Origin of the sequence: Rudanella paleaurantiibacter (assembly GCF_009184635.1) — a bacterium.
Classification (GTDB): domain Bacteria; phylum Bacteroidota; class Bacteroidia; order Cytophagales; family Spirosomataceae; genus Rudanella; species Rudanella paleaurantiibacter.
Genome location: NZ_WELI01000001.1, coordinates 1231240 through 1257572 on the forward strand (window position 1 = coordinate 1231240; position 26333 = coordinate 1257572).

At 53.3% G+C, this 26333-nt stretch carries 21 protein-coding genes; 12 read left to right on the forward strand and 9 right to left on the reverse strand.

Annotated elements, in window-relative coordinates; all coding sequences use genetic code 11:
* Positions 1-65: 65 nt before the first annotated feature.
* Positions 66-2345, forward strand: a complete 2280-nt coding sequence (locus F5984_RS04720; protein WP_246168824.1) for a B12-binding domain-containing radical SAM protein — start codon at positions 66-68, stop codon at positions 2343-2345.
* A gap of 107 nt (positions 2346-2452) precedes the next feature.
* Here F5984_RS04720 and F5984_RS04725 read toward each other — a convergent pair whose 3' ends face one another.
* The 5 genes from F5984_RS04725 to pheS all read right to left on the reverse strand — a co-directional run bounded on the left by F5984_RS04725 (position 2453) and on the right by pheS (position 7834).
* Positions 2453-3535 carry an SDR family NAD(P)-dependent oxidoreductase gene (locus F5984_RS04725; protein WP_152123074.1) on the reverse strand — a complete coding sequence of 361 codons (1083 nt, stop codon included), beginning with the start codon at positions 3533-3535 and terminating at the stop codon, positions 2453-2455.
* Positions 3536-3793: 258 nt separating this feature from the next.
* Positions 3794-5149 (reverse strand): OmpA family protein, encoded by a 1356-nt coding sequence (locus tag F5984_RS04730; protein WP_152123075.1) that lies wholly within the window; start codon positions 5147-5149, stop codon positions 3794-3796.
* Positions 5150-5288: 139 nt separating this feature from the next.
* Positions 5289-5477, reverse strand: coding sequence for an exodeoxyribonuclease VII small subunit (xseB, locus tag F5984_RS04735; protein ID WP_019987227.1), 189 nt, complete (start codon positions 5475-5477; stop codon positions 5289-5291).
* A 4-nt stretch (positions 5478-5481) separates the two neighbouring features.
* Positions 5482-6687 carry an exodeoxyribonuclease VII large subunit gene (locus F5984_RS04740; RefSeq protein WP_152123076.1) on the reverse strand — a complete coding sequence of 402 codons (1206 nt, stop codon included), beginning with the start codon at positions 6685-6687 and terminating at the stop codon, positions 5482-5484.
* Positions 6688-6781: 94 nt separating this feature from the next.
* The gene (pheS, locus tag F5984_RS04745) at positions 6782-7834 is read right to left on the reverse strand and encodes a phenylalanine--tRNA ligase subunit alpha (protein WP_152123077.1); all 1053 of its coding nucleotides are present in this window, start codon (positions 7832-7834) and stop codon (positions 6782-6784) included.
* A 416-nt stretch (positions 7835-8250) separates the two neighbouring features.
* Here pheS and F5984_RS04750 point away from each other — a divergent pair, with 416 nt between their 5' ends.
* Together F5984_RS04750 and F5984_RS04755 are read left to right on the forward strand one after the other, a co-directional pair.
* Positions 8251-8682 (forward strand): LytR/AlgR family response regulator transcription factor, encoded by a 432-nt coding sequence (locus F5984_RS04750; RefSeq protein ID WP_019987224.1) that lies wholly within the window; start codon positions 8251-8253, stop codon positions 8680-8682.
* A gap of 228 nt (positions 8683-8910) precedes the next feature.
* Positions 8911-9324 (forward strand): LytR/AlgR family response regulator transcription factor, encoded by a 414-nt coding sequence (locus F5984_RS04755; protein WP_152123078.1) that lies wholly within the window; start codon positions 8911-8913, stop codon positions 9322-9324.
* Positions 9325-9504: 180 nt separating this feature from the next.
* On the opposite strand, the gene F5984_RS04760 is transcribed toward F5984_RS04755, so the two are convergent.
* The gene (locus tag F5984_RS04760; protein ID WP_019987222.1) at positions 9505-10206 is read right to left on the reverse strand and encodes a porin family protein; all 702 of its coding nucleotides are present in this window, start codon (positions 10204-10206) and stop codon (positions 9505-9507) included.
* 250 nt (positions 10207-10456) lie between these two features.
* Between F5984_RS04760 and radA the strand changes: the two genes are divergently transcribed.
* From radA to F5984_RS04780, 4 genes are all read left to right on the forward strand, one after another.
* Positions 10457-11833, forward strand: a complete 1377-nt coding sequence (radA, locus tag F5984_RS04765) for a DNA repair protein RadA (RefSeq protein WP_152123079.1) — start codon at positions 10457-10459, stop codon at positions 11831-11833.
* A 92-nt stretch (positions 11834-11925) separates the two neighbouring features.
* Complete coding sequence (locus tag F5984_RS04770) at positions 11926-13284, forward strand: sugar porter family MFS transporter (RefSeq protein ID WP_152123080.1); 1359 nt, start codon at positions 11926-11928, stop codon at positions 13282-13284.
* Positions 13285-13483: 199 nt separating this feature from the next.
* The gene (locus F5984_RS04775; protein WP_152123081.1) at positions 13484-14620 is read left to right on the forward strand and encodes a glycerate kinase; all 1137 of its coding nucleotides are present in this window, start codon (positions 13484-13486) and stop codon (positions 14618-14620) included.
* Between the two features lie 261 nt (positions 14621-14881).
* Positions 14882-15757, forward strand: a complete 876-nt coding sequence (locus F5984_RS04780) for an alpha/beta fold hydrolase (RefSeq protein ID WP_152123082.1) — start codon at positions 14882-14884, stop codon at positions 15755-15757.
* A gap of 126 nt (positions 15758-15883) precedes the next feature.
* On the opposite strand, the gene F5984_RS04785 is transcribed toward F5984_RS04780, so the two are convergent.
* The gene (locus tag F5984_RS04785; RefSeq protein WP_152123083.1) at positions 15884-16321 is read right to left on the reverse strand and encodes a nuclease A inhibitor family protein; all 438 of its coding nucleotides are present in this window, start codon (positions 16319-16321) and stop codon (positions 15884-15886) included.
* Positions 16322-16452: 131 nt separating this feature from the next.
* Here F5984_RS04785 and F5984_RS04790 point away from each other — a divergent pair, with 131 nt between their 5' ends.
* A complete protein-coding gene (locus F5984_RS04790; RefSeq protein ID WP_185155416.1) occupies positions 16453-17034 on the forward strand; it encodes a hypothetical protein in 582 nt (193 codons plus the stop codon).
* Positions 17035-17187: 153 nt separating this feature from the next.
* On the opposite strand, the gene F5984_RS04795 is transcribed toward F5984_RS04790, so the two are convergent.
* The gene (locus F5984_RS04795; protein ID WP_152123084.1) at positions 17188-18282 is read right to left on the reverse strand and encodes an o-succinylbenzoate synthase; all 1095 of its coding nucleotides are present in this window, start codon (positions 18280-18282) and stop codon (positions 17188-17190) included.
* Positions 18283-18334: 52 nt separating this feature from the next.
* Here F5984_RS04795 and lpxK point away from each other — a divergent pair, with 52 nt between their 5' ends.
* The 4 genes from lpxK (at position 18335) to F5984_RS04815 (ending at position 25243) form a co-directional block, all read left to right on the forward strand.
* The gene (gene lpxK, locus F5984_RS04800; RefSeq protein WP_152123085.1) at positions 18335-19447 is read left to right on the forward strand and encodes a tetraacyldisaccharide 4'-kinase; all 1113 of its coding nucleotides are present in this window, start codon (positions 18335-18337) and stop codon (positions 19445-19447) included.
* Positions 19448-19548: 101 nt separating this feature from the next.
* Positions 19549-21603 (forward strand): putative porin, encoded by a 2055-nt coding sequence (locus tag F5984_RS04805; RefSeq protein ID WP_246168825.1) that lies wholly within the window; start codon positions 19549-19551, stop codon positions 21601-21603.
* 81 nt (positions 21604-21684) lie between these two features.
* Complete coding sequence (gene miaE, locus F5984_RS04810; RefSeq protein WP_152123087.1) at positions 21685-22272, forward strand: tRNA-(ms[2]io[6]A)-hydroxylase; 588 nt, start codon at positions 21685-21687, stop codon at positions 22270-22272.
* Position 22273: 1 nt separating this feature from the next.
* Positions 22274-25243 carry a PD-(D/E)XK nuclease family protein gene (locus F5984_RS04815; RefSeq protein WP_152123088.1) on the forward strand — a complete coding sequence of 990 codons (2970 nt, stop codon included), beginning with the start codon at positions 22274-22276 and terminating at the stop codon, positions 25241-25243.
* Positions 25244-25271: 28 nt separating this feature from the next.
* On the opposite strand, the gene F5984_RS04820 is transcribed toward F5984_RS04815, so the two are convergent.
* Positions 25272-26216 (reverse strand): serine hydrolase domain-containing protein, encoded by a 945-nt coding sequence (locus F5984_RS04820; RefSeq protein ID WP_152123089.1) that lies wholly within the window; start codon positions 26214-26216, stop codon positions 25272-25274.
* Positions 26217-26333: the final 117 nt, after the last annotated feature.

Here is a 26333-nt window from a genome sequence, read left to right on the forward strand (position 1 = left end):
GCCGGGTTTTTTGTTGACCCGGTAGGGAACCCAATCGTTGGCTGATGCCTTTTTATCGCTGACGAATGTTTCGTTCTGACCAACTCGATCTGCTACGTATGCCTGCACAAACAGTTCTGCTTCTGACCCCTCCGTTTACGCAACTGAACACGCCTTACCCGGCTACCGCGTACCTGAAGGGGTTTCTGAACGCGCAGGCCAAGGCTGGGATGCCCGTTGTGGCGCATCAGGCTGATTTGGGTATCGAGGTGATCCTGAAACTGTTTTCAGCTCAGGGACTGGCCGCCATGTTTGCCGAGCTCGATGCGGCCGAGGTGGCCCTCTCCGACAATAGCTACCGAATTTGCCGGTTGCAACGGGCCTACATCAGCACCATTGGGCCGGTGATTCGGTTTCTGCAAAACAAGAACCCGACGCTGGCCCATAGCATCTGCGACCGTACTTACCTACCCGAAGCCTCGCGGTTTGCCCAACTCGACGAGCTCGACTGGGCCTTTGGTTCAATGGGCCTGCACGACAAGGCCCGGCATCTGGCTACGCTCTACCTCGAAGACCTCGGCGACCTGATTCAGGAAGCCGTTGACCCACACTTTGGCTTTAGCCGGTATGCCGAGCGACTCGGCCGGTCGGCTACGCACTTTGATCCCCTGCAGGAGGCTTTGCAGGCTCCGCCTACACGCATCACCACCTTGTTGCTCGAACAGCTGGAGGCCCATGTGCAGCGGACCCGCCCCGACGTAGTGTGCCTTACGGTGCCGTTTCCGGGTAATTTGTTTGGGGCACTAACCTGCGGGCAGTACCTTAAAACCCACTATCCGCACATTCGGGTTGTGCTAGGGGGCGGCTACGCCAATACCGAACTTCGGTCGGTGCAGGAGCCTCGTCTGTTCGACTGTGTCGATTTTGTCAGCCTCGACGATGGCGAAGCTCCCCTGCTTACGTTGCTTGACCATATTGCCGGCAACCGCCCACTCACGCAGGTGAAGCGGGTGTTTGCCCGCGTTGATGGAGTGGTGAAATACCACAACGGTGCGCCCGAGAAAGACGTGCCACAGCGCGAAACCGGTACACCCGACTACCGCGACCTGCCCCTGACCGATTACCTGTCGGTGATTGAGGTCGTCAACCCAATGCACCGGCTCTGGAGCGATGGCCGCTGGAATAAGCTAACTCTGGCGCACGGTTGCTACTGGGGTAAATGCTCGTTTTGCGACATCACGCTCGACTACATTAAACGGTATGAGCCCGTTACGGCCTCGCTGCTGTGCGACCGCATCGAAGAAATTATCGAGCAAACCGGGCAAACGGGCTTTCATTTTGTGGATGAAGCCGCTCCGCCCGCCCTCATGCGGGATCTGGCGCTCGAAATTGTCCGGCGCAAGCTAACCGTAACCTGGTGGACTAACATCCGGTTTGAGGTGAGTTTCACGCCCGACCTGTGCCGATTGCTCAAGGCATCGGGCTGCATAGCCGTGTCGGGTGGGCTTGAAGTGGCCTCCGACCGGTTGCTCGACCGGATGAAAAAAGGCGTGACAGTAGCGCAGGTAGCCCGCGTGGCCGACGCCTTCACGCAGGCCGGCATCATGGTACACGCGTACCTGATGTACGGTTTCCCGACCCAAACCATGCAGGAAACGGTCGATTCGCTCGAAATGGTGCGGCAACTGTTTCAGCAGGGTGTGGTGCAGTCGGGTTTCTGGCACCGGTTTGCCATGACGTCGCATAGCCCGGTGGGGCAACATCCGGCCGCGTTCGATGTGCAGCGTATCGGCCCCGATGTATCGGCCGAAAACGGGGCACTGTTTGCCGACAACGACCTTGACCATGCCGACCCCCTCGGGGCCGACCACGATTTGTTTGCCGAAGGGCTGCGTAAATCACTCTTTAATTACATGCACGGGGTATGCTTTGATTTCCCGTTGCAGGAGTGGTTCGATTTCCCGATTCCGCCCACAACTATACCACCCCGATACATCGAAAAGGCTATCCGGCAGCGCCCGGCCGATAGCCAACGGGCCAACGCCCTGGTGGTCTGGACGGGTGGCCAACCTACGCTTGAAGTGTTCGAAGCGGCTGTACCCCGGTCCCGGCGCGGGCAACGGGTGGTCGAAATGGCAGAACTTGAATTTTATAGCAAGCAAAACCATTGGCTGCTTGAAACAGAACTGCCGGTAGGAGAGTGGTTGGTGGCGGTCTTACCCGACATGGATATCGACGCGCTAACGCCTATGTCGATGCAGCGGCTTCAGGCTCGCTACGAAGAAGCTGACCTGGGCGATTTTGAGCTGTTCAAGGCCTCGGCAGTCTGGAAACAACTCCGCGAGAATGGATTACTGGTAGTGTAGGGTTGAAAAGAGTAGAGGTGTCATCTCTCCAAAACGAGATGACACCTCTAAAGGGCAAGCTGAGATGACATCTTGTTTAGAGAGATGTCATCTCTTAATCGTCTCTTTTACGCCAGCGTCTCTTCTACACGGGCTTTGCCGTTTTGGTAAGCCCCTTTGAGGGAGTCAACTACCGACTGCCCGGCGTGTTGAGCCTGACCCGTGTACTCGTTAGCCATTTGCTGTGCTTTCCAGCTCAGACGTTTGGCCTTAGCCCGATACCGTAACTTGTCGTACGTGCTCAGGTTGTTATACGACCGGAATAGCAAGAGCCCTGCCACTGCAAGGGCCGCTACACCTACGCCAAGCAACAGGCTGTTCATCTGCGACTCTTCTTCCTGATCGGTTGCGTAGTTCTTATCCTGCATCTGCTTGCGCATGTTAGCCGCTACAGCCCCGTCGGGCAGTACGTACGAACTGGCCACCGACAGCTTATTCTTCATACCCGAAATTACTTTGTCTTTTCCGGCCATCAGGGCGGCATATCCGTCTTTAGCCACACTGGCCGGGTCGGTTTTGCGGGCTTCTTCCTGCGCTTTGGTGTTCATGGCGCCGGCCCGGTTGAAAAAGTCCGTGTCGGTAGCGCCGGGCATGAGCACGGTCACCGTCACATCGCTGTCTTTCAATTCGTTGCGCAGGGCCTCGGAGAATGAGTAGATAAACGACTTGGTGGCCCCGTACACCGCCATCATGGGGTTCGGCATCACCGAAGCTACTGACCCAAGCATCAGAATCTTACCCGAATTGCGCTGCACCATGTCTTTGCTGAAGAGCTTAGTCAGGTACACCAACGCCGAGATATTGACCTGAATAATGTCTAACTCTTTCTGAAGATCGGTTTCGGTGGCAAACATACCGTACTCACCAAACCCGGCATTATTCACCAGAACATCGACCTGAATACCCTGTCCGCTTACTTCGTCGTAGATTTCCTGCGGGGCATTCACAGCCGCCAAATCCTTACCGATCACGGTGATCTGCTGACCACTGTATGCACTTTTGAAGTCCTGTTCGACGGCGTTGAGCTTTTCATCGCTCAGTGCCACAAGTACCAGATTATAGCCGTCCTGGGCAAAAAGGGTCGCTAATTCTTTGCCAATTCCACTGGATGCGCCCGTAATGAGTGCGGTTTTCCCGGTTTGCGTTGTCATAACGTGAGTTTACAATTGATTTCATTGGTCAACACGCCTACTAACGGGATGTTTGGAAAAAGGAGGGAAAGGGAGGGGGGAAAGGAGGAAGGAGGATAGGAGGAAAGGAGAAGCAATTAAAATAAAAAAGCAGAAAGGACGGCGAGGGGGAGCCTCGGTTCCTTTCTGCTTTTGGGTGTTTTTCTAAGTCTGGGTGATATAAATTCGGTGAGGGGGCAAACGTCCTTTCCTCCTTCCTTCTTTTCTCCCCTTTTCCTTTTATTTATACACCACTTTCATGTCGATTTTACGCAACGATGGGGTGCGCGTACCGGTTGAATCGCCGGGTTTGGGTTTCGAACCAGTTCCCAAACCAACCGCATCGACCCGGATGTAGTTGATGCCCTGCGCTACGAGCATCGATTTGATGGTATTAACACGCTTGAACGATAGGGCTTTGTTGGTAGTGCCGGCCCCAGCATCGTTGGCGTAGCCTACCAACCGAATCTGAGCAGCTGGGTTGGCTTTCAGGAAATTAGCAATTTCGGTAACGGTTGCCTCCGAACCAGGCGTCAGACTGGTTGAACCCGGCTGGAATGATACGGCCGACAGCGAAAACGTTCGTCCTTTGGGAGCCGTAACATCGGCCATGTAGCCGTTGAGCGCTGTGGTGAGGGTGCCTGCTCCGGCTGTAGCGGTCGTAGAGGCAGCCGAAGGGGCTACCGGTGCTACGGCCGATGTAGTAGCGGGTTTAGTTCGCATGGCGCTGGTATCTACCGGAACCGCCATGGACCGGGCAACCGTATCGGCCTGACCTGCATCGGTTGTTACGGTCGTCTCGGCTACTTCGCCTGCATCGTCGGTTTGGCCGGTGCGGCTGTTGTGGTAAACCATATACGCACCGGCACCGATAATGGCCGCCAATACCAGCCCGATGCCGATTTTACCCACCAATCCATTGGTATTGTCGGAGTCAGAACTTGCGTCGTAGACCGGAGCCGTAACGGCCGGGCCGGGCGCTGAGATGGGTCGGCCGGGGGTAGCTGCCGGTTCTCCCCGGCGGGCCGGGCCAGCAATACCTGCCATAACCTGCTGCAACCCAAGTTTTTCAACCAGTTTGGGCAGTAGGCTCTCGGGCACTTTCTGGACAAAATCTTCGCGTTGTTCAAACAGAGCAGCCGCCAGTCCGTCGGCATCCATTTTTTGCTCACGTACCTGCTTGCCCAGCACGTCGAGCACAATGCCCGACGTTAGTCCCAGCAACGACACCGCCGACGAGTTGCGAATACCCGCATAACTCGAAATCATGTTGGCAATGGAGCTTTTCATGGCAGGCAACAGATGACTGATCGTATCGTTACCGTGTGCAATGAGCAAATTGGTTTGCGCCGGATCTTTAAGGGCACTGGACAGACCTGCCGTCTGCGAACCATCGTAATTGCCTTTCTGAATGTAGTTAAAGAGCTGGTTGACCCCAATTTCGGAGGTCGTCCGCTTCAACAAACCACCCAGTACCGTCAGGCCGAGACCTTCGATTGCTTTTTGCGTTTTCGGAGCGGACTCCTCGACAAAAACGGCTGCTTTATTGATGACGTCCGGCGTTACAATGTCGTTAAACGCGGCAAAAAAATTCATATTGTCTGTTTTCTTAATCATTGAATCAGGTACTTCTCTATCCCTCACTACCAAAAACACGTACCCGGCATGCCCGAATCGTTAAAATTAAGGGAAAGCCGGGTACTCCCACAGAGAACCCCTGTGCAAAAGTAAAATTTTATTGGCTTTTAATTCTCGATAAGGCCTCTTGGAAGTCACCTTCTACCGAACGGAGCCGCTGTTGGCAATACGCAATGAGGTCGGTAGCCAGCTTTATCTTGGCGGGTAGTTCGTCGAGCGGGGTAGCTTCGCTCTCAATATCGTCAATCAGTTCGACCAGTTGGTCGTAGGCTTCCTGGTAAGACATAGGGTCAACGAATTGTAGCATCGGTGATGCCGTCGGCAAGTTGAATTTGTACGGAATCGCCAATAGCCAGTGCCGACGTTTTGGTGATAATACGTCCATCGCGCTGGATAATCGCGTATCCGCGCCGAAGCACATTGGACGGGTCGAGGTGTTTCAGTGTTACACTCTTCTCAACCAGATCGAGTTGCTTCTGCTTTAAAAAATCATTGGTAACGAACCGAAACCGCTCCGTTTCGGCGGTTAGGCGTTGCCGACTGTGCTGAATCGACTGCCGACTTGCCTCAATAAGCCGACCGAACAGGCGCAGGCATTGTTCCTCAAACTGCCGGTTATGGTCGATCAGAAAAGCGGCCGCTTTGGTGGGTGTTTTTACGCTCTGATGGCAGAGCATATCGGCAATGCTGACGTTGCGTTCGTGCCCGATGCCCGTAAGTACTGGCACCGGAAAACCAGCCACCGCCAGCCCCACCCGCAGCGTGTCAAATGATCCAAAGTCGAGCTGTGAGCCCCCGCCCCGCACGATCACGACGGCATCGTAGGCTACGGTACTCTCCCGAATCCGGTCGAGTTGGGTGCAAATGGCCCGGTCGGCTCCCTGACCCTGTATCTGCGTCAGGTACTCGTCAATTTGGTACTGGTAGCCGAATAGGTTGTTGGTGAGTTCGTGCCGAAAGTCGCGCCAGCCGTCAGAGCCGGGGGCGGCAATGAGGGCAATGCGTTGCCAAACCGATGGGCGCGGCAGCAGCTGATTGGCGGTTACGTAGGCACCCCCTTCCTGCCAGACCAGGTCGGCATGGTCGCGCACGAGGGTATCCAGAATGGCTTGTCGTTCGCGTTCAAGGTTACCGAGTGTGTACGAATGGTCGATCTGGTGAATCTCAAGCCGCATTCCGTACACGGCATGGAACCCCACCGTCACCTGCAGCAGCAGGGAGATATTGCGGGCAAAAGCCACTCCGGTTGCCTGCTCAAACGCCCGGATAATGCCGTAATTTTTGCGCCAGATCGCGGCCTCCAGCTTGGCTACTGTATCGCGGCCACCCGGTGAGCTGCTGTCCCGGTCGACCAGGGTCAGGAAACAGTAATTACGGTCGGGGTAATTCTTGATGTCGCTCGTTTCGGCTACCACCCAGAATGCCCGGCCCGAAAATCGTTCCTCAACAACGGCCTCAATGGCGTAGGCTAAATCGGCTAAACGGATGGGAGACATGGATAATGAGCGATTGAGTGAATGAGCGAATTAGTGAATGATAAGCTTTATCAGCAATTCGCTCATTCACTAACTCACTCATTCACTCATTAGATTATAGTCCTTCAAACTGCTTCAGGAACCGGACGTCGTTTTCGAAGTAAAGGCGCAGGTCGCGGACTTCGTACTTGAGCATCGTGATGCGTTCGATACCCATACCAAACGCGAAGCCGGTGTATTCTTCGGCATCAATACCGCTGTTAATCAACACCTGTGGGTCAACCATACCCGAACCGGCAATTTCGACCCAGCCCGAATGCTTGCAGATATTACAGCCTGAGCCGTGGCAAATCTGGCACGATATATCAATCTCGGCACTCGGCTCCGTAAATGGGAAATACGATGGCCGGAACCGGATTTTGGTGTCTTTCGTGAACATCTCTTTCACGAAGTGGTACAGCGTGTCTTTAAGATCACGGAATCCCACGTTGCGGTCTACGTACAGCCCTTCAACCTGGTGAAACTGGCAGTGCGCCCGCGCCGAAATGGTTTCGTTGCGGTACACCCGACCCGGCATGATGGAGCGAATCGGGCGGAAAGTTTCTTCTTTGCTGCGGTGCTCCATCAACCGAATCTGCACGTTGGAGGTGTGCGTACGCAGGAGCATATCGGCCGACTGGTTTTCGGCTGACTTCTGGACGAAAAACGTGTCCTGCATGTCGCGCGCGGGGTGATTATCGGGGAAGTTGAGCGCCCCGAAATTGTACCAGTCGCTTTCGATTTCAGGGCCGTCGGACACATTGAAGCCGATCCGCTCAAAAATCTGGATGATGCGCTGCCGGACAATCGAAAGGGGGTGCTGTGTACCCGTCAGGCCCGGCACATTAGGTAAGGTCAGGTCAACGGCCGGTCCCTGATGGCCTGCTCCGCTCGCTTCCAGTGCCTCCGACGAGTCCTGAAACCGTGCGAGTGCCTTGTTTTTGAGGTCGTTAAGCTCCTTGCCCACCGCCCGGCGGTCTTCAGCGGCCACGGTTTTCAGATTGTCAAACAATTCGGTCAGTACCCCCTTGCGGCTAATGAACCGCATCCGAAACAGTTCTAAATCTTCTTTGGTGGTAATGGTAGCCTGATCGATTTCCTGTACTAATTCCCTGACTTTATCCAGCATGGCGCAATTGAACTTGACTAAAACTTCATGATGAGCCTGCAAAGATAGGTAAACTTAACCACGGCCCTGCTATACCCTGATGCCTGTGGCCCGGCCAAACAGAACCAATCTTGGGGAATGTGGGGAATTAGTGTGGCGAAAATTACACACATTGGCGACGTATACACACAAAGGTATTCATTGTTATTGGTCGACTAATTCAGTAGATTACTTTAATGCCCGTAGGCTAACTTACTGATGATAAGTACTATTACTTACAACCGAAAAACAATATGAAGCTTGCGTGACAAAAAGGTCTGATTGTTGTCTAAGGTAAAGCATCTCCGGGAGTATGAGACTGGATAAAGTTGGTGGCTCACCAGCTACCTTCTCTGGAAAAGCTCCTGCCAGTCTTAACCGCGCAAACTCAAAACGCTATGAACACTATGACGTCAGAAGCTTTCTTAGACAGCATGTCAATGCCTTTTCCCAAGAGTGTGGAAAACAATACCAGTTCGCCTTGTTTGCAGAAACTGTTGATTCCGTTTTACGACCGTAAACGCACGGTTTCTGTCGATGAGATTGTCCGGCTGGAAGGTTGTGGGAATTACACAAACTTCTTCCTGAAAGATGGCACCAAAATGCTGGTGTCACGCACCTTGAAAGAGTACGAAACATTGCTTGATGGACAGGCTTTTGTGCGGGTTCATAAGTCGTGCATTGTTAACCTGAGCTTTGTTCGCAAGTTCTATGTGAAGAAAGAAGGTGAACTCGAACTGACCGACGGTCAGCAGGTAAAGATCTCACGTCGGCGTGCGCAGATGTTTATGGATCGGATGCAGCAGCGTCAGCCAGCCGATATCAACTAATTGGGGTAGAGGAGGCACGGGGAGGCCCTGTTTGAGGCATACGTAGTTTTACGTATTCGTGCAAGGAGATATACCCAAAATAAAGCATTGGATTGTATATAACCAACTGTTAATCAAAAGGTTGATTCTAAATCAGCTCCCGATTGGCAGTTGGTTTTTTATGGTTTCGGCTCGACTAAGCGGTAGTTTTGTTCTGTCACTATCTCAATCGTAAACCACTTTCGACCGATGGAATCACTTACCAACAATCCGTTAATGCCCGTTATGCCTCATTTCCCAGCTTCGTACCAGCGGGGAACCCAGCGCATTGCCTTGCCATACCTGAACCGAACGGTTATGATTTCGGTAGATGACATCACCTGCCTCGAAGGCGAGGGTAACTACACCTTTCTGTACACGCGGGATCGTAAGAAGTATTTGATTTCAAAAACGCTCAAAGAATTCGAGCGGACACTCGACGGCAACGTGTTTCTGCGCGTTCACAAATCGCATATTGTCAACTTAGGCTACGTACGCCGGGGAATACTGGGTGCCGACCGGATGCTGCGTATGGCCGATGGCCGCGAAGTGTCGGTGTCGCGTCGGCGGATGAAAGAGATCTGGGATCGCCTGAACGAATATTATCAGAATCTTCTGAACTAAAGCAAACAATATAGTGGGTTAATTGGACGGATAACCGTTGCCCAACTCCTCGGGATGCAGGGCAACGGTTTATTTTTTACAATGAACAATGAACAATGAACAATGAACAATGAACAATGAACAATGAACAATGAACAATGAACAATTACCTTTCTACGCAAAACTGTTCACTGTTCGTTGTTAAAAGATTTTGTAGGCAAGCGTAACCTGCCACGACTTCAGTTTTTGGCTAAACTGAGTGGTTTGGCCTGCCGTACCGAGGTCAACGGCGGCAATATCCGAAAAGCTGCCTTCACGGCGCACGTCGATGCCAATCCGGCCGAGGTCGAGGCCACCCCCAATCTGATACCCATAATAGGCTTTGGCCCAGGCATCGTTGAGTGAGCCGGTCGTGTACTGCCGTAGGGCCTCACCAAACCGCTGATTGTCCCCAATTCGGAACGAGACAACCGGGCCGGCAACTACACGTAGCGGGCCGCCTTTCAGGCCCAGTAATACGGGTACGTCGAAACTGGTGGTTGAGATATTAACGGTTTCGGTTTGCGTCTGTCCATTTTGTGTTCGCACAATATCGAACGAGCTCGCTTTAGTCGAGTACAACACCTCCGGCTGAATATACAGGTTCCGGCCAAAGCGGGCGTATACCCCAAACGCAGTACCCGTTCGGCTGTTGAGACTCTCGCGCAGATTGTCGCGAATAAGTTGTCCATCGACACCCACGGCCGGGGAGCCGTTGGCGTTGAGCCGGGTAGTCACAACGTTTTCACCGAGAGAAAATTTAGACAGGTTAACCCCACCTTTTATACCGAACTGAAACGAATCCTGCGCAACCGATACGGCAGGCATTAAGGCTATAGCAGCGAACAGAAGGGACTTCTTCATGGATTGGTCGTATAGTTTATGTGTTGACAACTGAACTAACGCATCCCCCCATTAATCGGTGTGCCGAGGCCAACTAATTTTGAGTGAATGGCGTTCTACTTAATGTGTAATGATGAATGGATAATGCGCGAAAAGCAATGCAAATCGTTTTGCATCATCCTGGCGCTTGGATGTAGTCCGCTTACCAAAGTTTAATCGTCCGTGTAATTTTCATTCCTCATTATGCACTACACATTACGCATTCGTTACGTTGGCTAAAATCAAAACGTCGTACTTCTGTCAGAATTGCGGGCAGCAATCGCCCAAGTGGTTGGGGCGCTGCCCGGCTTGTGGCGAGTGGAATACCTTCGTAGAAGAACTGGTTCAGAAAGATGAACCCGAAAAGGGCGGCTGGCGCGTAACTACAGGGGCCGCCAAGGCCGCGCCCAAGCCCCAAGCCCTGCATGCCATCAATTACGAAGAACAACCCCGCGTGTTGACTGTGGATGCCGAGCTCAACCGGGTGTTGGGAGGGGGTATTGTACCGGGCTCGCTCGTACTCATCGGCGGAGAGCCGGGCATTGGCAAATCGACTCTGTTGCTTCAGATTGCCCTGACGCTGCCCGGTACCCGCGTCTTGTACGTGTCGGGCGAAGAAAGCGAACAGCAGATAAAAATGCGCGCCGAACGACTCGAAGCCCCGACGAGTGACTGCCACATCATGACCGAAACCTCGACCCAGAATATTTTTCGGGTAGTTGAGCATTTTGAACCGGAGGTACTTATTGTCGACTCGATTCAGACCATGCACTCCTCGCTCGTGGAGTCGGGGGCGGGTAGCGTATCGCAGGTGCGGGAGTGTACGGCCGAGTTCATGAAGTACGCGAAAGAGTCGGGCGTGCCGGTGTTTATGATTGGGCACATCACCAAAGAGGGCACCATTGCGGGGCCCAAAGTGCTCGAACACATGGTGGATACCGTGCTGACGTTTGAGGGGGATCGGCACACGACCTATCGCATTCTGCGCACTACTAAAAACCGGTTTGGCAGCACCTCCGAACTGGGGATCTACGAAATGCTGGGCTCCGGCCTGCGGCAGGTGACCAACCCATCAGAGATTCTGATTTCACAGCGCGACGAGGTGCTGAGTGGCGTAGCCATTGGGTCGATGCTCGAAGGCAACCGGCCGCTCATGGTTGAGATTCAGGCACTGGTGGGCGTTTCGACCTACGGCACCCCGCAACGGAGCAGCACTGGTTTTGATAATAAGCGGCTTCAGATGCTGCTGGCTGTTCTCGAAAAACGGGGCGGTTTCCGGCTGGGGCAGCAAGATGTATTTTTAAACATTGCCGGTGGGCTCAAAGTAGAAGACCCGGCCATTGACTTGTCGGTGTGCGCGGCCATTGTGTCGTCATACGAAGACATTCCGATTCCCTCAACCGTAGCTTTTGCGGCCGAGGTTGGCCTGGGGGGCGAGGTGCGGGCCGTGAGCCGGATTGAGCAGCGTATTGCCGAGGCTCAAAAACTCGGATTCAAAGAGATTTTTGTGTCGAAATACAGCCTGAAAGGGTTAGATACAGCCGGGTTTTCAATAAAAATCCGCCCGGTTGCTAAGCTCGACGAAGTGTTTCAGGGCGTTTTGATGTAAGATTGAAACGTATAGGTAGTCATACGAAAGCTGTCGGCCGTATCTTCGCCGACAGCTTTTTTTGTAGTTTGTGCCCTCTAACCTTATCTGTCATGAGTAAAACACTTTTACTGTATTTCATTGCGGCCGTTGCGGCCACCGGCGGGTTGCTGTTTGGTTTCGACACGGGCGTGATCAATGTGGCGCTGCCGTTTATCAAACAGGAGTGGCAACTTTCCGAAACGGCCGAAGGCTGGGCGGTGTCGGCCGTACTGATGGGCGGCATGGCGGGTTCGCTGTTGAGCGGGCAACTGGCCGACCGCCTGGGCCGTAAGCGGATCAATATTCTGGCTTCGCTCATTTTTGTGGCTGGTTCGGTGCTGACGGCTATTGCCCCGGCTCCGTCGTGGCTCATTGCGGGTCGGTTGCTGTTGGGTTTAGCTATCGGTATTGTGTCGTTTTCGGTGCCGCTTTACATTGCCGAGATTGCCCCAAGCCACATGCGCGGGCGGTTGGTTACGTTTTTTCAGTTGGCCATCACTATCGGCATTTTGGTGTCGTACCTGTGTGGGTATGCCTTTGCCGACTATGAAAATGGCTGGCGACTCATGTTCTGGGCCGGGTTTGTACCGGCGGCTATGTTGCTGGTAGGTATGTTTCTGGTACCCGAAAGTCCGCGTTGGCTGGTGAGCAAAGGCCGCACGGACGAAGCTATGGTGGTGCTGGAGCGTATTCATGAGTCGGCCCACGCCCGGCAGGAGCTGGCCGATATTACCCGGGCCATGCAGGATGAGAAAAACCGCCGACCCGACTGGCGCGAGCTATTTTCGCCCCGGCTCCGCATACCACTGTTCATCGGTATCGGTATCTTTCTGATTCAGCAGTTTTCGGGAATCAACGCTGTCATTTATTACTCGACCCGTATTTTCGAAATGGCGGGTTTCGGTTCGGGCGATACGGCTATCATGGCTACCGTAGGGGTAGGAGTGGTTAATACCCTCAGCACGTTGTTGGCCGTGCGGTTTCTGGATCAGTGGGGACGTAAACCCTTGCTGTACACGGGTTTGATTGGTACAGCGGTGTCGTTGGCGACCATCAGTTTTGCCTTTTATTTCAAAGATTCGCTCGGGGTCGATTTGCTTAAAATTCTGTCGGTCGGTGGGGTGTATGTGTACATTCTCTTCTTTGCCATTAGTCTCGGGCCACTGGGGTGGCTCCTTATTTCGGAGGTCTATCCGTTGCGGATTCGGGGCTTTGCCACCAGCTTAGGCAGTTTTTATCACTGGTTTTTCGACTTCTGGGTCAGCTTCACCTTCCCGATTCTGGCGGCAAGTTCGCTGGGAACCAACGGGGGTATTTTTATGATCTACACGCTGGTAGTTTTATTAGGCCTGCTTTTTGCTCGTTACATCGTCTTCGAAACCAAAGGGCTGAGCTTGGAGGATATCGAAAGAAAATGGGCCAGTAAGTAGAAATTATTAAACTTAATCGGTTTATAATCAGAGATAGTCGTTGCTATAGGTCTGCCGGGTGGTATAATTCCGGCAGACTTTGGCGCGATTTCTGGTAGGAGTAGGGTCAGAAAGCTTTATTAAGCTTGTCGCCAAACTGATGAATATGCTTAAGTAAAATAATCGTCAGTTTATTTTGAGGATTTAGGACCATAGAGCCATGCGCATTCTGATTGCCCCGGATAAATTCAAGGGATCGCTGACCGCTGTAGAGGTTGCTCAACGTATCGAACACACACTGCTGGATGCTGAGCCAGAATGGCAGGTAAAAACCCTCCCCGTTGCTGACGGGGGAGAGGGGACTGCGGCCGTACTGACGCAGGCTACCGGTGGACATACCGTTACGCTGACGGTGAATGACCCGCTGTTTCGGCCCGTTGAAGCGACGTACGGTATCTCGGGCGATGGCCGGACTGCCTTTATCGAAATGGCGCAGGCATCGGGGCTGCAACACCTGAAAGCACACGAGCGGAATCCCCTCGAAACGAGTACATTTGGTACGGGCGAGCTTATCCGGGATGCCATTTTGCGTGGCGTGAGCGAGGTACTGCTGTGTATCGGGGGGAGCGCGACCAACGATGGTGGTATCGGAATGGCGTCGGCGTTGGGGTATGTATTTCTGGATCGCGACTACCGGACTTTGCCTGCCATTGGGAAATCGCTGCGGCACATTACGGCCCTCAAGCGGGCCGTGCTCGATGTACCCCTCTCGAAAGTGACGTTTCGGGTTGCCTGCGACGTAGCCAATCCGTTGTATGGCCATCAGGGAGCCGCCTACGTATATGGACCTCAGAAGGGAGCCAGTCCCGACGATGTAGTGGAGCTTGACCTGGGGCTGCGTCGGTTGGCCGCGGTTCTGCTGCGCGACTTCGACATCGATGAGGCCGACCTGCCCGGTAGCGGAGCCGCCGGTGGGTTGGGTTTTGGTGCGCGGGTGTTCCTGAAAGCACGGTTGGAACCCGGTTTCGACCTGGTTGCGTCGTACCTGGATATCGAATCGGAGTTAGACCATACCGATCTGGTGATTACGGGCGAGGGGAGCCTCGATGAGCAAACGCTGAACGGGAAAGTAATTGGCGGACTGGTGCGCATGGCGCAAGCCCGTAACATTCCGGTGGTAGCCTTTTGTGGCCAACTGGCACTGCCGACTTATCGGGTAACTCAATTAGGTCTGCACGAGGCTATTGCCATTACCCCGTCGGGTATGCCACTACCCGAAGCAATGCAACAGGCTCCGCACCTGTTGGAAAAAGCCGTAGGCGACTGGGTTCGTGAGCGCACTTATCTGCTTACCTGAGACGTATACCCTTACTTTATAGCCCAACTCTCAGTACTGGTTAGACATTAGACTTCCATCTATAAAGGTAGTAAGTCTAATGTCTGAAGTCCGAATGTCGAGTACTGATAACCTAACGCATTCGAGGCTGGCCTGTGTGGCATGGCCCGATGGCTCGTATTGATTCGTTTTGCATAGGAAAAATGTAACTGCTGAATCCAAATATAAACTATTGTCGTAAGGTAGAGTTGGTAGAATATTGCCAATTCAACTTCAAACGTTATGCCTTACATCAAGACCGGCGATCAACGCCAAAATGAAGCAGTAAATCTTTTTTACGAGGATTACGGACAGGGACAACCTGTTGTGTTTGTCCACGGCTGGCCCTTAGACCACCAGATGTGGGAGTATCAGCTCACCGACCTGCCGGGCCGGGGTCTCCGTTGCATCGCCTATGACCGGCGCGGGTTTGGCAAATCATCAAAGCCTTACGATGGATACAATTATGATACGTTTGCCGACGATCTGAAGGCCGTTCTGGATCAACTCGACCTGCAGAATGTTACGCTCGTTGGTTTCTCGATGGGGGCCGGCGAGATAGCCCGGTACATGAGCCGTCATGGCGGGGCTCGGGTAGCCAAAGTCGTATTGGCGAGCGGGGTTACGCCCTATCTGCTCAAAACGGATGATAATCCCGATGGCGTTGACCGGTCAACATTTGATGACATGGTTGATAAAATCCGCACCGACCGCGCCGACTTCCTCCAAACATTTGGTAAGCAGTTTTATGGCGTTGGTATGCTCAGTAAACCCGTAAGTCAGGCCATGCTTGATGGCGATTTCATGCGGGCTTATCTGGCTTCGCCCAAAGCGACCATCGACTGTGTACGGGCGTTCTCTGAGACGGATTTCCGTTCCGACGTGCAAACCATCAACGTACCAGCTCTGATTATTCACGGGGATGCCGACAAAACGGTGCCCATCGAATCGTCGGGTGAGCAAACCGCCAATCTGATGATGAACGCTTCGTACAAGATCTACGAAGGGGCCCCGCACGGCTTGTTTTACACCGAGAGGGAGCAGTTTAACCGCGACCTGCTCGAGTTTATTCTGGAGCCATCGTCGGTATCTAACCGCACGTCGACCGTTACGTATTAAGAAGTTTTGGTTTTATTGGTGCCTTACCGGAAGCCATACGGTTAGACTTCTGGATAGGAAATACCAAAAACGCTAACCATGTGAAACGCCCCGATTTATACAGGTAAATCGGGGCGTTTCACATGGTTACGTTTCAATAACCTTTGTTTTAAGGCCAGCCCGGCTGCCTTCGGCAGTACGGCCCAGCAGGTAAACATCAATTTCGGTGTCGCCTACCCTGAATACCTGACGGCCGGTGGTGTGCGTTTCGAGCAAGGTTTTAAGATTGACAAACTGAGCTGTGCGTTGCTTTTCTTCGTCGCCAAACCATTCCTGTTCTTCAGTGACGGGTGCCCAGAAGTCAGCCTCCGGGATTTCTTCCACGTACACGGCGGGTGGAAGCATCAGCCAATCTTTTATGTGACTCACCGTGAGCGGTTCATCTGTTTTGAGGTAGCACGTCACAAACTCAATTGCTTCGTCGGATTCGCTGGGGTACCACAGGTCAGGGAGCAGGGGCTGAATCAGCAATTCCAGTTCGGAAGGCTGTTCAGATGTGTTACTATTGTCAGGTTGACTCGTCATAGTGTCCGGTTTTGGAGTAGGCGAAAATACAAGCTAAGTAAGTAGCCATTCACAAAAACCGCTTATTTTTAGTGCTGGCTCCAGCAAAGCTGGCTTCCTTTACTTTCACCCCTTAAAAAAAGGCTTTAATCATGTTAGAAACTCTCATGAACCTGGTTCGTCAGCAAGCTGGCGACGCAATTGTAACAAATCCGGCAATCCCTAACGAGAAGAACGATACCGCCATCGAAACTGTAACCGATAGTATTCTGGGTGGCTTACAGCAGCAGGCACAGGGTGGAAACATTGGCGGCTTACTTAGCTCAATCATGGGTGCTCAGGGCGGTGGCCTGAATATGCAAAATCCCCTGATGGGCGGCATTGTCAACAACGTAGTGGGCAACCTGATGGGCCGTCTGGGCGTATCACAGGGAGTTGCTACGGGCATTGCCTCTGCGTTGGTGCCGGTGGTGTTGAATCAACTGTTTTCGAAAGCAACCGACCCGAATGATTCGAGCGTTGACGTAGGGAGCATCATGGGGCAGGTAACGGGTAACCAGGCCGCAGCGAATGTCGACTGGATGGGCATGGCATCAACGGCTATGGCCGACGGTAAGCTTGACATGAGCGACGTAATGCGCGTAGCTGGTGGGTTTCTGGGTGGTGGCTCAGGGAGCAATCAACAGGCGGGTGGCGGTCTGGGTGGTATGCTCGGCGGCTTGTTTGGCAAATAAGATGGGTTCTGGAAGGCTCTTGCCGAAAGCTCTCGTGCCAGCCATTTTCAGAATCTCCTAAACGAATAAAATCAGAAAGGCCGCAACCGGTATGACACCCGGTTACGGCCTTTTGCTATGGATAAAATCCGCTGAATTTTCAGAAAAAGAGAATTACTGACCTGCCGAGAGGGCTTCCAATGCCCAGCGTTCGTCGGGGCGGTACAACAAAGTGCCGTGATCGATATTGAGTGGGCTTTGAAAGTTGTTGTGGTACAGTTGGCCCGTACCAAGTCCCTGCGGAATCAGGTGCCGGAACTTGGCCGTGTACTGCGCAATGGCATTCAGGCCGATATTGGATTCCAACGCCGAGGTAACCCACCAACCAATGTTCAGGCGGTTAGCCAGTTCGATCCATTCGTCGCAATGACGTAGCCCGCCGAGTAACGTGGGTTTCAGGATTATAAACTGTGGACTAATTTTTTTGAGCAGCTTGAACTTGTCGACGTATTCCATGTGTCCGATCAACTCCTCGTCGAGGGCAATCGGAATAGGCGAGTGTCCACATAGCTCAGCCATTTGTTCGTGCTGCCCCGCCCGAATGGGTTGCTCAATGGAGTGCAACTGAAAGGCCGCCAGTTTTTCGAGCTTGTGCATGGCCTCGGCGGGCGAAAAAGCCCCGTTGGCATCGACGCGCAACGTAATCTGCTCAGGCGAAAAACGCTCCCGAATGGAAGCCAGCAAATCCAGTTCCTGCTGAAAGTCGATAGCCCCGATTTTCAGTTTCAAGGTCGTGTAGCCTGCCTGTAGTTTCTCTTCGATCTGCCGTTGCATAAACCCCCGATCACCCATCCAGATCAAGCCATTGATGGGTAAAGGACGCTTGCCGTGCGCAAACTCATTGTCGACAATGAGCCGCTGACCACCCGACAGGTAATCGAGCATGGCTGTTTCAAAGCCAAACAAAATACTCGGAAACTCCTGACTAATAAGCTGATTCAGAACGATAGGCACGTTCCAGGAGAAAAGCTGTAAATCGAGCTTGCTGAAATACTGACAGAGTTCGGAGAGCCGCTGCTCAAAGTCGGGCCGGTCGTCGGCGCTGAGGCCGGGTAGGGGGCCACATTCGCCCAAACCCATCACGGCCGGGTTCTCGCTGTCGTAGATACGAACAATGTAGGAGGTTTTCTCCGTCAATACGCCCCTCGACGTCCCCGCTTCAAATCGAAAATGAAGCGTATATTTCAGGTAGTCGGAAACTAAAGCCATACGAACGGAACCTGGTGTCAGTGGGTATTTGTGGGGACGAAAACTACTACTTTTGAACGCGAATAAAAGCAAGAAATCTCACAATTGTAACTTTCTGTTTGTGCTGACCCGCCTGCTCAGACCTTTTAGCATCCTGTATGGCCGTATTTTGGCGGTCCGTAACTGGTTGTATGATAAAGAGATCTACTCCGTTTTTGCCCCTGTTCAGCGTACAATAAGCGTTGGCAACATTACCGTGGGCGGAACTGGCAAAACGCCATTGATCGAATTTCTGGCCGGTAAGTTACTAACTGGTCCGGCCAGTTTGGCCCAACCCGGCACCCATTGGCCTATGGCTACGCTCAGTCGGGGGTACGGTCGCCGGACGGCGGGCTTCCGCATAGCAACCCCTGCCGATACGGCCGAGACCATTGGCGATGAGCCGCTGCAACTGTATCAAAAATTTGGCCAACGGCTGGTGGTGGCCGTAGCCGAACGCCGGGCGCTGGGCTTGCAGGAACTGGCCCGCCTGCACCCCGACATACGGCTGGTGCTGCTCGACGATGCCTTTCAGCACCGGGCCGTGCAGCCGGGGCTGAATATTCTGCTGACCGACTACAACCGCCCTTTTTACCGCGATCACCCGTTTCCTGAAGGCCGTCTGCGCGAGGGACGTCAGGGTGCCCGCCGGGCCGACCTCATTATTGTGACCAAGTGCCCCGATGGGCTGTCTGAGGCCAACCAACGGCACATTCGGGCGGCCATTGAGCCCTACAAGGCCCCCGATACGCCTGTTTTCTTTGCCGGGCTTCGGTATGGTGAGCCCCGCAACGGATTGGGCCAATCGCTGACGGCGGCAGCCGACCGGGCGGTGGTGCTGGTGTCGGGGTTGGCCAACGCCGATCCGCTCGACGCCTATGTTCGGCGGGTCTGGAATCTGCGGGCGCACCATCGATTCAACGACCATCACGAGTACACCCGCGCCGAGGTCGATCAATTGTTGGGGAGCTTGCCCGCCGACGCTGTACTGATGACTACTGAAAAGGACTGGGTGAAACTCCGGCCGCTACTCCCGGCCGATGCGGGCGAGCGGGTGTTCTATCTGCCCATAGCGGTGCAACTCCTGGGCAACGAAACCGATTTTTGGGATCGAATTGAGCAGGCGGCCTTCCTTAAAAATTCCTAACCTGACCCCACGGGACGGCCCGTCTGCCGTTTTGGGTTATTTTTGCGATCTATAAACTGTAGTTTCCGTTGCGTACCACCCCAGCATTCTATTTTTTGATGATGAATCGACGCCCTGTTGCGGGGCCGACGGCTATGCTTTTGCTCATGCTGCTTGCGGGTATTGGGCTGGCACAGGCGCAAAGCTTTCCCGGATCAACGATACCTGGCCGAATGGGGGGCTTTGGCGGGCAGAGTGGCGGCCGACCGGGCGGTGGTGGTGGCGGAGGCTCGGGGCGGGCTGGTATTGACGACAGTACCAAAGCCATTTACGGCCCGCGTACCACCCGCTACTTTCTGGAAAACGATATTCTGAACAACCGCAAAACGCTGTACACGACCGATACCCTGCTCGATGGGGTACATCAATACAATTTTGTGCAGCGTAACCAGAACCTGTATCAGGACCTCGGGAATCTGGGTACAGCCCTGCGGCCGGTATTTTACCAGACGCCCACGCAGATTGGTGCCCAAACAGGCTATTCGGTATTTGCGCCATACGCGTACCAGACCGATCAGGTAAAGTACTATGATACCAAGTCGCCGTTTACCCGGATGTACTTTGTGCTGGGTGGCCGCAACCAGAACGTGCTGAATTTCGACTTTAGTCAGAATATCAACCCGCGCTGGAATTTCGGTTTTAACATGCAGCGGGTTACGTCGCGGAAGCAGTATGGTCTCAACCCACCTTCCGGGCTCATTGCGGCCAGTTCGAACCAGATTTTTCTGATTCAGAGCTGGGCCTTTGTGGGGCATACCAGCTATCGGGCCAAAAACGAGAAATACACGCTCCTGCTGCATTTTAACCACCTCAACCACGACCAACCCGAGCAGGGGGGGCTGGTGCCAAACCTCCGCGCCGACGGCACCCGCGACCTTTTTTATTACGACGGAAACCCGCGCCTGCCCCGTGCCGACGGCAACGAACGGCGCAACATGTGGCACCTCTACCAGCAGTACAAACTGGCCGAAGGATTTCAGGTATTTCACAAAATGGATTACTTGCGGCAGATCAATAGTTTCAATGACTACAGCCTGCAGCAGGATTCGACGTTGACCCGCTACTATCCGTTTGTTGACCGAACCCAGTTTGGCGACCCGGTTCGGCGGGCCGAACTTGACAGCTCGGCTACGTTTCAGACCAACAGCTATCGGTTGCTCGAAAACCAGTTCGGCCTCAAAGGTGATTTTCGGGGCTTCAATTACCGGGCTTACCTGCGCAACCGCCTGTACGGGCAGCAGGGTCGCTACAACCGACAAATTTCCGTGACTGATTCGTCGTTCTGGGGGCGTTATAACAACCCCCGACTGCGGCAGGAAACGTTTCTGGGGCTTTGGCTGGGGTATTATTTTCCCGACAGCCTGTCGCGTTTAACGGCCGAGGGCGAATATCTGGTTGGTCGGGATTTGCGGCTTGAGGGGCAGCTCGAAACCCGTTTCGGGACGGTAGGGTACCGGAGTATTTTTGCCTCGCCTACCTTGCTTCAGCAGCGTTTTGAGAGCAACAACTACAGCTGGTCGAATAACTTCGGGCTCCGCGGAACACAACACGCTTACGGAATGCTCAACCTGCGCTACAAAGGCGTGTTGGTGCAGCCGGGCCTCGATTATCATCTGCTGAACAACTACATTTATTTCGACGAAGACGCCCGGCCCCGGCAGTTGAGCAGCGCGTTCAGTATTCTGCGCGTGGGCTTGGGGGCATCGGCCGGGAAAAAACGCTGGCGAGCCACAACCCAGGGTTATTACACACTTGTCTCGCGCGACGATATTCTGCGGGTACCTCAGCTGTTTCTGAATGCACGGGCTACCTACGACTTTATTTTCCGGAAGGTGCTATTTATCCAGACCGGGGTGGAGCTGCACTACAAATCGGCGTACTATGCCGACGCCTACATGCCGCTCACCCAGCAGTTTTACCTGCAAAACCGGCAGCGGGTCGAAGGCTACGTTGTGGCCGACGTGTTTGCTAACCTGCGTATCAACCGAACCCGGTTATTCGTTAAAATGGCCCATGCCAATCAGGGGGTGTTTGCGCCCGGTTATTACGTAACGCCCGATTACCTGGCCATGCGCCGGTCGTTTGCCTTCGGGGTCGATTGGTACTTGTTTGATTAAAAAATTGGAACGGACAGAAGGGATGCGTGAAAGAGCCGCAACAGGACACTCCCTTCTCCCTGTTCCTTTCTCCCACGAAAAATGACAACCCTCGGACTTGAACTCCCTACCGACCCGCGTTGGGTCAACGTTGCCGAGATGAACATCGGCGAGATTTTGATCGACCATGCGTACTGTGAGCAAAAAGCAGCTTCGTCGTGCATTTCGCTCATTGTGCAGTACCCCGAAAAAGAAAAACTCGTGGAGGTGCTCACGCCCGTTGTAGCTGAGGAGTGGGGCCATTTTACGCGGGTGCTCAAAGAGCTGCGCAAACGGAATATTCCGTTGGGTCGCCAACGCAAAGACCTATACGTGAATGCCCTACAGGCGCAATTGCGCACCTCCAGCGACTACCATGAGCAGTTGATGGAGCGCTTGCTGCTCAATGCGCTCATCGAAGCCCGTAGTTGCGAGCGGTTCAAACTGCTTTCGGAAAACATTGCCGATGAGAGCCTGCGCAAATTCTACCGCGAGCTGATGGTGTCCGAAGCTGGGCATTATCGTAACTTTATCGAACTGGCCGAAGAGTATGTTCCCAAAGAGCGGGTGCGCCAGCGCTGGAAAGAGATTCTGGATATAGAAGCCGGAATTATGGCAACGCTCGAAACGCGCGGGGACCGAATGCATTAACATGAATTTTCTTCAACAAACTGCCCGCAGCGTATTCGATAAACACCCCAAACAGGCGGGTCAATCGGCCCGTTTCGATCATGTTTGGGTCATTTTACCCACCCGCCGGGCCGTTTCGGTATTTCTCGATGAGCTGGGCAAACTGTCGGGCGAGCCGTTTCTGGCGCCCCACGCCATGGCCATCGACGACTTTGTGACCGAGGCCGCCGGCGTACAACTGATTGATCAGGTTGGGCTGTTGTTTGAGCTGTTCGAGGTGTTCCGGGTTATAGATCCGCAGGTGGAGTTTGAGCAGTTTATCGGCTGGGCGTCGGTGCTGCTGATCGACTTCGACCGGATCGATCAGTATCTGGTCAAGGCTGATTTTCTGTTCGACTATCTGACCGAGGCTAAAACGCTCGAACGCTGGCAACTCGAACTGCCGCCCGGCAGCCGGAGCCTGACGCCCACCCCCGCCATGTCGCGGTACTTTAAGCTATTTGAAAACCTCAAGACGGCGTATCACGCCCTGCACGAGCGGCTGACCGGTCAGGGATTGGCGTATCGGGGTATGGCTTACCGCTTGCTGGCCGAGCAGGTCCGCGAAAAAATACTCGATAACCCGGCCTACGAGAAGGTTTATTTTGTCGGTTTCAACGCGCTTAGCAAGGCCGAATCGCAGATCATGGAGTCGCTGTTGCGGGCCAATAAGGCCGAAATGATCTGGGATATTGACCGGTATTACCTCGACGATAAAAAGCAGGAAGCGGGTTTGTTTCTGCGTCGCTACACTGAAAATGGGTATCTGTTCACCCGCGAAAACCGCGCTCAGATCGGTACGAATCTGACCACCTTGCCCAAGCATATCCGGGTGGTGGGTGTACCCAACGCGAGTATGCAAACCAAGGTGGCCGGGCAAATCTATAAGGAATGGCGGCAGACGAGCGAAGGAGACGGGCCGGGTGGACTTCCCCAGCCCAAAACGGCTATTATTCTGGCTGATGAGTCGCTGCTGGTGCCCATGCTGTACGCCCTCGATGAGTCGGTGACGGACTTGAACATCACCATGGGTCTTTCGCTGCGCGACTCGCTCTTGTTCACGCTCGTTGATACCTTGTTTGAGATGCAGCGGACGGTGCACGAGTTCAGAACCCGCGACGGACGCGACTTGCGGATTCCGAAGTTCCATTACCGGCATGTGGTGAAGGTGCTCAACCATCCATTTGTGCAGCATTACGCCCGGCTCAATAACCTCATGAGTGCGCCTGAGTCGGCTGAGGAGCAACCCCGGCCCCTGCTCCTGCATATTCAGGAGCAGATTTTGACCCGACAATGGGTGTACCTCACCGAAGGTGAACTCCGGCAGTTGGGTCATAACGACCGGCTGCTCAAGACGTTGTTCTGGCGGTGGCCTACCGATCAGCCTACCGAAATCATCGGCAACCTGTACCGCCTGATCGACCTGCTGCGGGCCGTGTACAGCGACACGCAGGATGCCGTCGAGATTGAGTATCTGTACGTGTTCTACACGCTGTTGCAGCAGCTCGAAACCACCATTGAGCAACAGGCGCAGATTGTTAATGGTACGCCCATTACTCTGCGGAGTTTGCGCCAGTTTTTGTACGAGCTGGTTCGGCAAACGAGTATCCCGTTTACGAGCGAGGGCGATAGCCCGTTGCAGGTGATGGGTATGCTCGAAACCCGTGCGCTCGATTTTGAACGGGTCATTATCCTGTCGGTCAACGAAGGGGTGTTGCCGCAGGCACGCAAACAAAGCTCGCTGATTCCGCTTGACATCAGCATCGACAAGCAGATTCAGCTACCGACCTACCGCGACCAGGAGTCCGTGACGGCCTACCACTTTTACCGGTTGCTCCAGCGGGCCCGTGAGGTGGTGCTCATTCATACTACCTCGCCCGACGCCTACGGCAATGGCAAGGGTGAGCCAAGCCGGTTTATCCGCCAGATCGAACACGAACTTGTGCCCCGGTCGGCCGGTGCCATTACCCTGAGCACCCCGTTGGTGCGGTTCGGCCGCGAACGTACCGGTCAGGATGGGCTCATGCACAACTGGGAGGTAGCCAAATCGCCGGAGGTGATGGAAAAGCTGCGGACTAATCTGGCTACCCGGGGCATTTACCCCACCGCGCTGAACCAGTTTATCAATTGCTCGCTCAGCTTTTACTTCAGCCGGGTGGCGGGTATCGCCGAGGAAGAAGAGGTAGAAGAGAAAATGGGCGCGGCCGAATTTGGCGATTGGCTCCACAAAACGCTCGAAAATCTGGATAAAAAATACCGCATGGACGGCCGGGCGGTATCGCTCCAGATGGTGAAAGACGAGCTGGAAGAAACCTTCAAAGAGGTAATGAAGGGCCGGGTGATGGAGTCTGGTATTAATCTGCTGCTTTACGATGTAGCTCAGCGTCTGATGCTCGATTTTCAGGAACGGCAGGCCCAACTCACCGATCTTAAAGTAATTGGCACTGAAGACCGGTACATTGTAGAACTAAATGTTCCGCTCGAAACGGGCGAGGTAGTACCGGTACGGATTGGGGGTAAAATAGACCGGATTGAACAGGTGGAGGGCCAGATTCGCATTATCGACTACAAGACTGGTAAAGTGGAACTGCCCAGCCAATCGGCCGACATGGCGACGATGCTACCCCTCGAAACCGGCTCTAAATGGGATAAAGCCCGACAGTTGTGGCTGTACAAATACCTGTTTCTGAAGCAGGGGAAACGCAAAAATCCGCATGATTTGCCCGTAACGGCCGGATTTTACTCGTTCCGCGACATCAACGGTGGCCTCAAGGAAAACCCGGTCTGGTTTAGTAGCAACACCGAGAGCCCCGACGAATTTATCCGGGCGAGCGAGGAAACCCTGCGCACCCTGCTCCGGCGACTTTTGGACCCAGGCGAGCCCTTCCGCAAAACCGAAAAGCTCGAAACCTGCACCTACTGCGATTTCCGCCGGATCTGCGGAAGGGAGTAAGGGAGATTAGTAAATGCTACGTAGGGCTTCAACGCTTTTGGTCAGGGTGGAGATTAAATTTGTAATTTTCTTTCAGTTTTCTCATCAGTAGTCTTACTCCTTTTTGGGTATCTTCATTGAATGAGTTTGTAAAAATAATATAGGCTATATGCTTTAGTCGGTCTATATGCACAATGGTGAAATACGTGAATGCACCAGTCCCCGAATGCACAGACAACTCTTCTCCGTTGTCATAAAGGTTAAACCAGCCTATCGAATAATTTTCTACACCTGTATGGATGAATTTATAAGTTTCTGAATTCAGATAGTTGTCTTGGCCCTCAAGCCCCTTTAAGTTAAGTTGGATGAATTTGATGTAGTCCTTCAGCTTAATGTTTATGTCTCCTGCTGGTTCGGTGTAATCTAAATGATAATCAAAAGTTGAAGGGACAGGCGTTAGTTTTCCTTGGTCAAAGCTATGTCCCCACGTGTCCTTTCTCTTCTGATTTTCTGGCCAGGATAATTTTACATTTAGCTTTAGATCTTTGTTAAATACTTTTTCAACCAACTGTTCCCAGCTTTTTGTGGTTACTTTTTCTACCATTAATGTTGCCAATGTATAGCCAGCATTTGAATAAATAAATGGATTTTGGGCATCAAGCTTAATGGGCTCCAACGTTAAGACAAACTGTCCGAACTGCTTTCTCTTTTCTTGGTTTGTCCCTTTAAATTCGGGTATTTGAGGGTCGCCCTCTCCTTGAAATGGTTGTATGCCTGCTTTGTGCGAAAGTAAATCTTGCAGAGTGATATTTTCGTAATCAGGCTTGCTTTTGGCCTTCCATTCGGGAAACAAATCAAAAAATTTGGTAGACCAATTCAATTTGCCTTTTTCCACATACTTAGCAATAATAAATGCTGTCATTGCTTTGGTATTAGAACCGATATGAAATCGGTCATTTAGAGTGGCGGTGTCTGGGAGACCAACGGGAGTGATTTTTAAACTGTGTCAGGCGGGCTTTAGTCGAAGCGATGCGGTTTGATGCGTTCTTCAAAGATACTTGTCAGGTCGTTGATGACCTCCTTCCAGTTGTAGGTTTTTGTTTCCCACTTT

Excerpts from the sequence above, each read along its gene's own strand:
- F5984_RS04720 (WP_246168824.1), top strand. The coding sequence starts at position 66 with ATGTTTCGTTCTGACCAACTCGATCTGCTACGTATGCCTGCACAAACA.
- F5984_RS04725 (WP_152123074.1), bottom strand. The coding sequence starts at position 3,535 with ATGACAACGCAAACCGGGAAAACCGCACTCATTACGGGCGCATCCAGT.
- F5984_RS04730 (WP_152123075.1), bottom strand. The coding sequence starts at position 5,149 with ATGAATTTTTTTGCCGCGTTTAACGACATTGTAACGCCGGACGTCATC.
- xseB (WP_019987227.1), bottom strand. The coding sequence starts at position 5,477 with ATGTCTTACCAGGAAGCCTACGACCAACTGGTCGAACTGATTGACGAT.
- F5984_RS04740 (WP_152123076.1), bottom strand. The coding sequence starts at position 6,687 with ATGTCTCCCATCCGTTTAGCCGATTTAGCCTACGCCATTGAGGCCGTT.
- pheS (WP_152123077.1), bottom strand. The coding sequence starts at position 7,834 with ATGCTGGATAAAGTCAGGGAATTAGTACAGGAAATCGATCAGGCTACC.
- F5984_RS04750 (WP_019987224.1), top strand. The coding sequence starts at position 8,251 with ATGAACACTATGACGTCAGAAGCTTTCTTAGACAGCATGTCAATGCCT.
- F5984_RS04755 (WP_152123078.1), top strand. The coding sequence starts at position 8,911 with ATGGAATCACTTACCAACAATCCGTTAATGCCCGTTATGCCTCATTTC.
- F5984_RS04760 (WP_019987222.1), bottom strand. The coding sequence starts at position 10,206 with ATGAAGAAGTCCCTTCTGTTCGCTGCTATAGCCTTAATGCCTGCCGTA.
- F5984_RS04770 (WP_152123080.1), top strand. The coding sequence starts at position 11,926 with ATGAGTAAAACACTTTTACTGTATTTCATTGCGGCCGTTGCGGCCACC.
- F5984_RS04775 (WP_152123081.1), top strand. The coding sequence starts at position 13,484 with ATGCGCATTCTGATTGCCCCGGATAAATTCAAGGGATCGCTGACCGCT.
- F5984_RS04780 (WP_152123082.1), top strand. The coding sequence starts at position 14,882 with ATGCCTTACATCAAGACCGGCGATCAACGCCAAAATGAAGCAGTAAAT.
- F5984_RS04785 (WP_152123083.1), bottom strand. The coding sequence starts at position 16,321 with ATGACGAGTCAACCTGACAATAGTAACACATCTGAACAGCCTTCCGAA.
- F5984_RS04790 (WP_185155416.1), top strand. The coding sequence starts at position 16,453 with ATGTTAGAAACTCTCATGAACCTGGTTCGTCAGCAAGCTGGCGACGCA.
- F5984_RS04795 (WP_152123084.1), bottom strand. The coding sequence starts at position 18,282 with ATGGCTTTAGTTTCCGACTACCTGAAATATACGCTTCATTTTCGATTT.
- F5984_RS04805 (WP_246168825.1), top strand. The coding sequence starts at position 19,549 with ATGAATCGACGCCCTGTTGCGGGGCCGACGGCTATGCTTTTGCTCATG.
- miaE (WP_152123087.1), top strand. The coding sequence starts at position 21,685 with ATGACAACCCTCGGACTTGAACTCCCTACCGACCCGCGTTGGGTCAAC.
- F5984_RS04815 (WP_152123088.1), top strand. The coding sequence starts at position 22,274 with ATGAATTTTCTTCAACAAACTGCCCGCAGCGTATTCGATAAACACCCC.